General features: G+C 43.0%; 8 protein-coding genes. All 8 read left to right on the forward strand.

What is annotated here, in order from left to right:
- Nucleotides 1–5 precede the first annotated feature (5 nt).
- The 8 genes from lepA to BM213_RS09910 all read left to right on the forward strand — a co-directional run bounded on the left by lepA (nucleotide 6) and on the right by BM213_RS09910 (nucleotide 9,624).
- Nucleotides 6–1,832 (forward strand): translation elongation factor 4, encoded by a 1,827-nt coding sequence (lepA, locus tag BM213_RS09875; RefSeq protein WP_091703599.1) that lies wholly within the window; start codon nucleotides 6–8, stop codon nucleotides 1,830–1,832.
- A 48-nt stretch (nucleotides 1,833–1,880) separates the two neighbouring features.
- Nucleotides 1,881–3,023, forward strand: a complete 1,143-nt coding sequence (gene hemW, locus BM213_RS09880; RefSeq protein WP_167357401.1) for a radical SAM family heme chaperone HemW — start codon at nucleotides 1,881–1,883, stop codon at nucleotides 3,021–3,023.
- A gap of 77 nt (nucleotides 3,024–3,100) precedes the next feature.
- Nucleotides 3,101–4,135 carry a heat-inducible transcriptional repressor HrcA gene (hrcA, locus tag BM213_RS09885; protein ID WP_091703604.1) on the forward strand — a complete coding sequence of 345 codons (1,035 nt, stop codon included), beginning with the start codon at nucleotides 3,101–3,103 and terminating at the stop codon, nucleotides 4,133–4,135.
- Nucleotides 4,136–4,201: 66 nt separating this feature from the next.
- Nucleotides 4,202–4,783 (forward strand): nucleotide exchange factor GrpE, encoded by a 582-nt coding sequence (gene grpE / locus BM213_RS09890; RefSeq protein WP_091703606.1) that lies wholly within the window; start codon nucleotides 4,202–4,204, stop codon nucleotides 4,781–4,783.
- Between the two features lie 13 nt (nucleotides 4,784–4,796).
- Entirely contained in the window at nucleotides 4,797–6,614 is a 1,818-nt protein-coding gene (gene dnaK / locus BM213_RS09895; protein ID WP_091703609.1) for a molecular chaperone DnaK, read from the forward strand.
- Between the two features lie 133 nt (nucleotides 6,615–6,747).
- Nucleotides 6,748–7,869, forward strand: a complete 1,122-nt coding sequence (dnaJ, locus tag BM213_RS09900) for a molecular chaperone DnaJ (RefSeq protein WP_091703612.1) — start codon at nucleotides 6,748–6,750, stop codon at nucleotides 7,867–7,869.
- A 23-nt stretch (nucleotides 7,870–7,892) separates the two neighbouring features.
- Complete coding sequence (gene prmA, locus BM213_RS09905) at nucleotides 7,893–8,831, forward strand: 50S ribosomal protein L11 methyltransferase (protein WP_003393894.1); 939 nt, start codon at nucleotides 7,893–7,895, stop codon at nucleotides 8,829–8,831.
- Between the two features lie 31 nt (nucleotides 8,832–8,862).
- Nucleotides 8,863–9,624: a 16S rRNA (uracil(1498)-N(3))-methyltransferase gene (locus BM213_RS09910; RefSeq protein ID WP_167357402.1), complete on the forward strand. Its 762-nt coding sequence runs from the start codon at nucleotides 8,863–8,865 to the stop codon at nucleotides 9,622–9,624.
- Nucleotides 9,625–9,876 lie beyond the last annotated feature (252 nt).

Here is a 9,876-nt window from a genome sequence, read left to right on the forward strand (position 1 = left end):
CATAGATGAATCGTGAAGAAAGATTAAAAAGAAGGGATCGTATTCGCAACTTTTCCATTATTGCACATATCGACCACGGCAAGTCTACCCTTGCCGACCGCATTCTTGAAAAGACGGGTGCGCTATCTGATCGCGAGATGAAAGATCAAGCGCTCGACTCGATGGAGTTAGAGCGTGAGCGTGGCATTACGATTAAATTGAACGCCGTCCAGCTTCATTACAAAGCGAAAGATGGACAAGACTACATTTTACATCTCATTGATACGCCTGGGCACGTCGACTTTACGTACGAAGTATCTCGCAGTTTAGCGGCGTGTGAAGGGGCAATTTTAGTCGTTGATGCTGCCCAAGGCATTGAAGCTCAAACGTTAGCGAACGTATATTTAGCAATTGATAACAATTTAGAAATTTTACCAGTCATTAATAAAATTGACTTGCCAAGTGCAGATCCTGAACGTGTTCGTCAAGAAATTGAAGATGTCATCGGTCTTGACGCATCCGAAGCTGTGTTGGCATCAGCCAAAGTCGGTATCGGGATCGACGAAATTTTAGAACAAATCGTTCAAAAAATTCCTGCTCCATCTGGTGACCCGGATGCACCGCTTAAAGCACTTATTTTCGACTCGTTGTACGACCCGTATCGCGGCGTCGTCGCATACATTCGCGTGGTCGAAGGAACAGTAAAAGCAGGTCAAAAAATTAAAATGATGGCGACAGGAAAAGAGTTTGAAGTCGTTGAAGTGGGCGTATTTACGCCGAAAGCGAAAGTCGTTGACGAGTTGACCGTCGGTGATGTTGGATATTTAACCGCATCGATTAAAAACGTAAGCGATACGCGCGTCGGGGATACGATTACGCATGCCGACAACCCAGCAAGCGAGCCGCTTCCAGGGTATCGTCGTTTAAACCCGATGGTGTTTTGCGGCTTATATCCAATCGATACGGCGCGCTATAACGATTTGCGTGAGGCGCTAGAAAAGCTACAGTTAAACGATGCAGCGTTGCAGTTTGAGCCGGAGACGTCGCAAGCGCTCGGTTTCGGTTTTCGATGCGGCTTTTTAGGGCTTTTGCATATGGAAATTATTCAAGAGCGTTTAGAGCGCGAATTTAATATTGATATTATTGCAACAGCGCCAAGCGTTGTTTATAAAGTATATTTAACGGACGGAACGGAATTAGCTGTCGATAACCCGTCAAACATGCCTGATCCGCAAAAAATTGATCGCGTAGAAGAGCCGTATGTGCGCGCGAACATTATGGTGCCAAACGATTACGTCGGACCTGTCATGGAACTATGTCAAAAGAAGCGCGGCATTTTTGGTGATATGCAATATTTAGACGAGCGACGTGTGACGTTAACGTACGAATTGCCGCTTGCAGAAATTGTATATGATTTCTTCGATATTTTAAAATCGAGCACAAAAGGGTACGCATCGTTTGACTATGAATTAATTGGTTATAAACCATCGAAACTTGTTAAAATGGACATTTTATTAAATGGGGAAAAAGTCGACGCCTTATCGTTCATCGTTCATCGCGATTCAGCATACGATCGTGGAAAAGTGATTGTTGAGAAATTAAAAGATTTAATTCCGCGCCAACAGTTCGAAGTGCCTGTTCAAGCGGCCATTGGAAATAAAATCATTGCGCGTTCAACGATTAAAGCGCTCCGTAAAAACGTATTAGCGAAATGTTATGGTGGCGATATTTCCCGTAAGCGGAAGTTGCTTGAGAAGCAAAAAGAAGGGAAAAAGCGCATGAAACAAGTGGGCTCGGTGGAAGTGCCACAAGAAGCGTTTATGGCTGTTTTAAAGATGGACGACCAAAAATAAAACCGCAGAATGTTTCTGCGGTTTTTTATATAGAAAAGGGTGAAACGGATGATTCAAGCTGCCTATATTCACATTCCATTTTGTACGCACATTTGTCATTACTGTGATTTTAATAAAGTATTTTTACATCAACAACCGGTCGATGCGTATATAGATGCGTTGATCGTCGAAATGGAACGGACGTTTGAGCGCGTTCCGACATCGCAACTACAAACGGTATTTATCGGGGGAGGAACGCCGACTTCGCTTACCGCCAAACAGCTCGATCGACTATTAGGGGCTATTCACCGCATTGTCCCAATCGCTTCAGATGTTGAGTTGACAATTGAGGCGAATCCAGATGGAGTAAGTGATGAACAGTTGTATGTGCTCAAGCAATGGGGAGTCAATCGCCTTAGCTTCGGGGTACAAACGTTTGATAATGAACTGCTACGACACATTGGACGTACACATACGAAGGAAACGGCAATCGAAACAATTGAACGGGCGAACGAACTCGGTTTTCATAATATAAATATCGATTTAATGTACGGATTACCGACACAAACAATCGATCAACTGAAAGAAACGTTGCACATAACGTTTTCATTACCCATTCAACACGTTTCTGCCTACTCGTTAATTATTGAGCCGAAAACGGTATTTTATAATTTGATGAAAAAACGAGCGTTGCCGCTGCCAAGTCAAGAAGAAGAAGCTCATATGTATGAGATGGTCATGGAGCAGATGGAGAAGCATGGATACAACCAATATGAACTAAGCAATTATGCACAAAAAGGAGCGGTTAGCCGTCACAATATGACGTATTGGAATAACGAGCATTACTACGGATTCGGGGCAGGGGCGCATAGCTATGTAAACGGAGTGAGATATGTAAACGCTGGGCCGATTAAAAAATATATTCAGCTCATTGAGCAAGGTCAACTTCCGTATGTGCACACACATATCGTTTCAAAAGAAGAGCAAATGGAAGAGCATATGTTTCTTGGATTGCGAAAAACGAAAGGGGTAAATAAACAACAATTTTTACAACGTTATGGAAAAACAGTCCATGACGTCTTTTCCGATGCCATTATGTTGCACAAAAGAAATGGATTACTTGATGAAACAGATGAAGCTCTCTTTCTTACGCATCGTGGTAAATTGCTTGGCAATGAAGTATTTCAATCGTTTCTTGGCGTTTCATCTTGACACGACAAGCTCAATTTGATACCTTAATAGTAGATTTAGCACTCGCTTTATTAGAGTGCTAACAGAGGTGATGAGCATTGCTGACAGATCGCCAATTGTTAATTTTAAAAGTGATTGTTGATGAGTTTATTCGTTCAGGGCATCCTGTTGGTTCACGGACGTTATCGAAGAAGGAGGATATTACGTTTAGCTCTGCCACCATCCGCAACGAAATGGCGGATTTAGAGGAACTTGGGTTTATTGAAAAAACACATATTTCGTCTGGTCGCGTTCCGTCTCAAAAAGGATACCGTTATTATGTCGATCACTTACTGCCGCCTGTTCGGCTAACAAGTGAAGATATTCAAACGATTCAATCTATTTTTCATGAGCAAATATATGAATTAGAAAAACTCATTCAAAAATCGGCGCAAATTTTATCTGATTTAACGAACTATACGACCGTCGTTCTTGGTCCTTCAGTGAAGGAACATAAGCTAAAAACGATCCAAATTATTCCGCTTAATGCGGAGACGGCTGTTGCGATTATTGTAACGGATACAGGATATGTTGAAAAGCACGTCGTGACGCTTCCTCCGTCTATTGCGCCATCCGATGTAGAGAAGATGGTGAACATTTTAAACGAGCGGTTGACGGGTGTCCCTTTAGACGAATTAACAAATAAAATTCAAACGGAAGTTGCGCACATTTTCCGTGAACACATCGAAAACTACGACTATATGTTGCGTATGCTTGCGTCGTCTTTAGATTTAAATGCGCCTGCACAAATGTTTTTAAGCGGAAAGATGAACATGCTTCGTCAGCCGGAATTTAGCGACATCGATAAACTTCGTGCTTTATTTAACATCATTGAACAAGAAAAAGAGTTTTATCGTTTACTAAGAAAGCATAACCAACAAGGTATCCAGGTGAAAATCGGTACCGAAAACGATGTCGAAGGGATGGAAAACTGCAGTTTAATTACAGCGACATATTCCGTCGGTGGAGAGAAACTTGGCACAATCGCTGTGCTTGGTCCAACCCGTATGGAATATTCGCGCGTCATTTCGCTGCTAAACCTTGTTGCAACGGATTTGTCGAAGGCGTTAACGATGTGGTATCAAAAAGATTAGCAATGTCAATATTATGGATGGGGAATTTCCCCATCCGCTTTTCAAGTATTTGAGGGAGGTGAAAAGATGGAGAAAGAACAGCGTACATATGATGAAACGATTGAACAACAAAACGAAGACGTACAAGCTGAACAAAAAGAAGATGAGCAAGTACAAAGCGAAGAAACGCAAGAGAAACGAGACGAGTTATCGCTTGCGCATGAAAAAATCGCTCAATTAGAAGCGAAATTAGCAGAAACAGAAAATCGTTTCCTTCGTTTACATGCTGATTTTGACAATTATCGTCGCCGTGTGCGTTTAGATATGGAAGCGGCTGAAAAATATCGCGCGCAAAGCTTAGTTTCTGATTTGTTGCCGATTTTAGATAACTTTGAACGCGCATTACAAGTGCAAGTCGAAGATGAAAAAGCAAAATCGTTACTGCAAGGCATGGAAATGGTATATCGCGCGTTAATTGAGGCGCTCAAAAAAGAAGGGGTCGAAGTGATTGAATCGGTTGGAAAACCGTTCGATCCGCATGTGCACCAAGCGGTGATGCAAGTGGATGATCAAAACTATGAACCGAACACGGTCGTTGAAGAGTTTCAAAAAGGGTACAAACTAAAAGATCGTGTCATTCGTCCAGCAATGGTCAAAGTAAATCAATAAGGAGGGACTGTATATGAGCAAAATTATCGGTATTGACTTAGGTACGACAAACTCTTGTGTCGCTGTGCTAGAGGGTGGAGAACCAAAAGTTATTCCAAACCCAGAGGGAGGTCGCACGACACCATCTGTCGTTGCGTTTAAAAACGGTGAGCGTTTAGTTGGTGAAGTCGCAAAACGTCAAGCGATCACAAACCCAAATACAATCATTTCAATTAAACGACATATGGGTACAGATTATAAAGTGCAAATCGAAGGAAAAGAATATACGCCACAACAAATTTCTGCGATGATTTTACAATACTTAAAATCATACGCAGAAGCGTATTTAGGTGAACCGGTTACACGTGCCGTTATTACTGTTCCGGCTTATTTTAACGATGCACAACGTCAAGCGACAAAAGATGCGGGCCGCATCGCAGGCTTAGAAGTCGAGCGCATCATTAACGAGCCGACAGCGGCAGCATTAGCGTACGGATTAGATAAAATGGATGAAGATCAAACGATTCTCGTATACGACCTTGGTGGCGGTACGTTTGACGTCTCCATTCTTGAGCTAGGTGACGGTGTATTCGAAGTAAAAGCTACTGCTGGTGACAACCATCTTGGTGGTGACGATTTTGACCAAGTTATCATCGACTATTTAGTTGAAGAATTTAAAAAAGAACACGGCATCGATTTATCGAAAGACAAAATGGCATTGCAGCGCTTAAAAGATGCAGCGGAAAAAGCGAAAAAAGAACTTTCTGGCGTGATGCAAACGCAAATTTCATTGCCGTTTATTAGCGCAAACGAAAACGGTCCACTTCACTTAGAAATGACGTTAACGCGCGCAAAATTTGAAGAATTATCCGCACACTTAGTTGAACGTACGATGGGTCCTGTTCGCCAAGCGCTAAAAGACGCTGGATTGACGCCTGCGGACATCGATAAAGTTATTCTTGTCGGTGGTTCAACGCGCATTCCAGCTGTTCAAGAAGCGATTAAAAAAGAAATCGGAAAAGAGCCGCATAAAGGCGTAAACCCAGATGAAGTCGTTGCCATTGGTGCAGCGATTCAAGGCGGCGTTATCGCCGGTGATGTAAAAGACATCGTTTTATTAGACGTTACACCACTTTCGCTCGGTATTGAAACAATGGGTGGCGTCTTTACAAAATTAATTGAACGCAACACGACGATCCCGACAAGCAAATCACAAATTTTTACAACGGCGGCAGACAATCAAACTGCAGTAGACATCCACGTGTTACAAGGTGAACGTCCGATGGCTGCCGATAACAAGACGCTCGGCCGTTTCCAATTAACAGATATTCCACCAGCCCCACGCGGCGTGCCGCAAATTGAAGTCACGTTTGACATTGACGCAAACGGTATTGTACACGTGCGGGCAAAAGATTTAGGTACAAATAAAGAACAATCGATTACAATTAAATCTTCTTCTGGTCTTTCTGAAGAGGAAATTCAACGCATGATTAAAGAAGCGGAAGAAAACGCAGAAGCGGATCGGAAGCGAAAAGAAGAAGTAGAACTTCGCAACGAAGCAGACCATCTCATTTTCACAACGGAAAAAACATTAAAAGAGCTAGAAGGAAAAGTAGACGAAGCGGATGTGAAGAAAGCGCAAGAAGCAAAAGATGCATTAAAAGCAGCGCTTGAAGGAAAAGATATTGAAGACATTCGCACGAAGAAAAATGCGCTACAAGAAGTTGTCCAACAACTTTCCGTCAAGCTATATGAACAAGCGGCAAAACAAGCGCAAGCACAACAAAGCGAAGGCAAAAAAGATGATAACGTCGTCGATGCAGAGTTTGAAGAAGTGAAAGAAGATAAGTAAACAAACAAAAAAAGTCAAAGTCAGGCCTGCCTTGGCTTTGACTTTTTTGCTATGGAGACGTCAAATATATTGCACAACGAGTTCAGACAATGATAAAATTACGTTCATGTGAACGAGTCGGGAGTGGGTGATCATGAGTAAACGAGACTACTATGAAGTGCTCGGTGTGAGTAAAAATGCGACAAAAGAAGAAATTAAAAAAGCATATCGGAAGTTATCAAAACAGTATCATCCAGATATTAACAAAGCGCCCGATGCAGCAGAAAAGTTTAAAGAAATTAAAGAAGCATACGAAGTGCTAAGCGATGATCAAAAACGCGCTCATTACGATCAGTTTGGCCATACTGATCCGAACCAGCAGTTTGGTGGGTTTGGCGGTGCTGATTTTGATTTTGGTGGATTTGGCGGCTTTGAAGATATTTTCAGCAGCTTTTTTGGCGGCGGTCGTCGCCGTGATCCGAACGCGCCACGTGCAGGGGCAGATTTGCAATATACGATGCGTTTGACGTTTGAAGAAGCAGTTTTTGGAAAGGAAACAAATATTGAAATTCCACGTGAAGAAACGTGCGATACGTGCCATGGTTCTGGGGCGAAAGCTGGAACGAAAAAAGAAACGTGCACGCACTGTCACGGTACAGGGCAACTAACGATTGAACAAGCGACACCGTTTGGTCGCATCGTAAATCGTCGCCCTTGTCATCATTGCGGCGGCACAGGACACTTTATTAAAGAAAAATGTGCGACGTGTCACGGGACAGGTCGTGTGAAAAAACGCAAAAAAATTCATGTCAAAATTCCCGCTGGTGTCGATGATGGTCAACAGCTCCGTCTAGCCGGTCAAGGTGAACCGGGTATTAATGGTGGACCAGCGGGAGATTTATATATCGTCTTCCATGTCGAACCACATGAGTTTTTTGAACGTGACGGCGATGATATTTATTGCGAAATGCCAATTACGTTCACGCAAGCAGCGCTCGGTGCAGAGATTGAAGTGCCGACGCTATATGGAAAAGTGAAGCTGAAAATTCCAGCTGGTACGCAAACAGGTACAAAATTCCGTTTGAAAGGAAAAGGAGTGCCGAATGTGCATGGATATGGAAAAGGGGACCAACATATTCGCGTGCGCGTCGTTACGCCAACAAAATTGACGGAACGCCAAAAACAGTTGTTGCGTGAATTTGAGCAATTGAGTCAAGGTCACGGTCAAGAGGAAAGCTTTTTTGCGAAAGTGAAGCGAGCATTTAAAGGGGAGTAACGTGAAGAAGGAGTTGGTAGATTATGAAATGGTCAGAAATAAGCATTCATACAACACATGAGGCGGTCGAAGCAATTTCGAATATTTTACATGAAGCAGGTGCTGGTGGTGTCGTCATTGAAGATCCGTTTGAACTTACGAAAGAACGAGAAACGACTTACGGGGAAATCTACCAACTCAATCCTGACGATTACCCCGAAGAAGGCGTGATCATTAAGGCGTATTTGCCAGTAAATAGTTTTTTAGGTGAAACAGTTGAAGAAATTAAACAGGCGATTAACAACTTAATGTTATATAACATTGACATCGGACGAAATAAAATTACAATTAGCGAAGTGAATGAAGAAGAGTGGGCAACAGCGTGGAAAAAATATTATAACCCTGTCAAAATTTCTGAGCGCTTTACGATCGTACCAACGTGGGAAACGTATGAACCGGTTTCGAGCGATGAACTAATTATTGAGCTAGATCCGGGCATGGCGTTCGGTACAGGGACGCACCCGACAACTGTGATGTGTATTCAAGCGCTTGAAAAAACGGTGAAAAAAGGCGATACGGTCGTCGATGTCGGCACAGGTTCAGGCATTTTAAGCATTGCCGCAGCCATGTTAGGGGCTGAACGTGTGCATGCGCTCGATTTAGATCCGGTTGCAGTAGAAAGCGCGAAGTTGAACGTAAAGCTGAATAAAGTACACGATGTCGTTACCGTTTCACAAAACAATTTGCTTGATCGAATGGATGAACAGGCCGATGTCATCGTGGCGAACATTTTAGCTGAAATTATTCTTCGCTTTGTTGACGATGCGTATCGTTTATTGCGTGCTGGTGGTATGTTTATTACATCGGGCATCATTCAAACGAAAAAGCAAGAAGTAAAAGAAGGTCTTTTGCGCGCCGGCTTTACAATTGAAGAAACGTTAACGATGGAAGACTGGGTTGCGTTTATTGCGAAAAAACAATAGATTGACATGATGACGAAAAAGGGTGTTCGCATTGCAACGATATTTTGTACGTAACGAGCAAGTCGTTGGCGATCATGTCGTCATTTCTGGCGATGACGTCCATCACATTGGACGAGTCATGCGCATGAATGAAGGGGATCGCCTTCTTTGTTGTAATGAAAAAAGTGAGACGATGCTTTGTGAAATCGAACAAATTTCCAATGATTTTGTTCGATGTCGTGTTATACAATGGATGGAGACAAATGTAGAACTTCCTGTGCATGCGTATATCGCTAGCGGATTGTTAAAGGGCGACAAATATGAATTCGTGTTGCAAAAAGGAACAGAACTTGGAGCAAAAGGGTTTCTTCCGCTTATCACCTCTCGTTCGATCGTGAAATGGGACGAGAAAAAAGGGGATAAAAAAGTGGAACGTTGGCAAAAAATCGTGAAAGAAGCGGCTGAACAGTCGCACAGAGCTTACATGCCATCTGTTTGTGCTCCGATGACGATTCGTGAACTTATTGCATGGGCGCGCGACATCAATTATAAATATATTGCGTATGAAGAAGAGGCGAAAGAAGGGCGGCATCGTGCATTTGCTCACCTCCTTCAAACGATGAATAAAGGGGAATCGCTCCTAATCGTTTTTGGACCAGAAGGAGGCCTCTCTGAACAAGAGGTGGCGTTATTAAAAGAACATGGATTCGTCGCATGCAGTCTTGGGCCACGTATTTTACGGGCAGAGACAGCGCCATTATATGCATTATCCGCTGTATCTTATGAATGGGAACTTAAGTCAACAACCCAATGACTAAAGTCATGGGCTTGTAAGCCCCATGTTGACCAGACCAAGGCTTGAAACAGAGCCTACGTTATAGATGTCATGACACGTTCGGGTGCTTCTCCAGCCCGTTCCTCTGTCGTGCAAGGTTAAACAAGCGTGGTGGGTAGCGCTAGTGTCTTGCACATAACAAGCATCTATAACATGGTCGAGGAGAATATGACCTGCTTTATGCAGAGGAAAGGGGAGAACCCTATGGTTTTTGTGTTAGACACAAACAAA

It is taken from the genome of Anoxybacillus pushchinoensis (assembly GCF_900111795.1).
Taxonomy (GTDB): Bacteria; Bacillota; Bacilli; order Bacillales; family Anoxybacillaceae; genus Anoxybacillus; species Anoxybacillus pushchinoensis.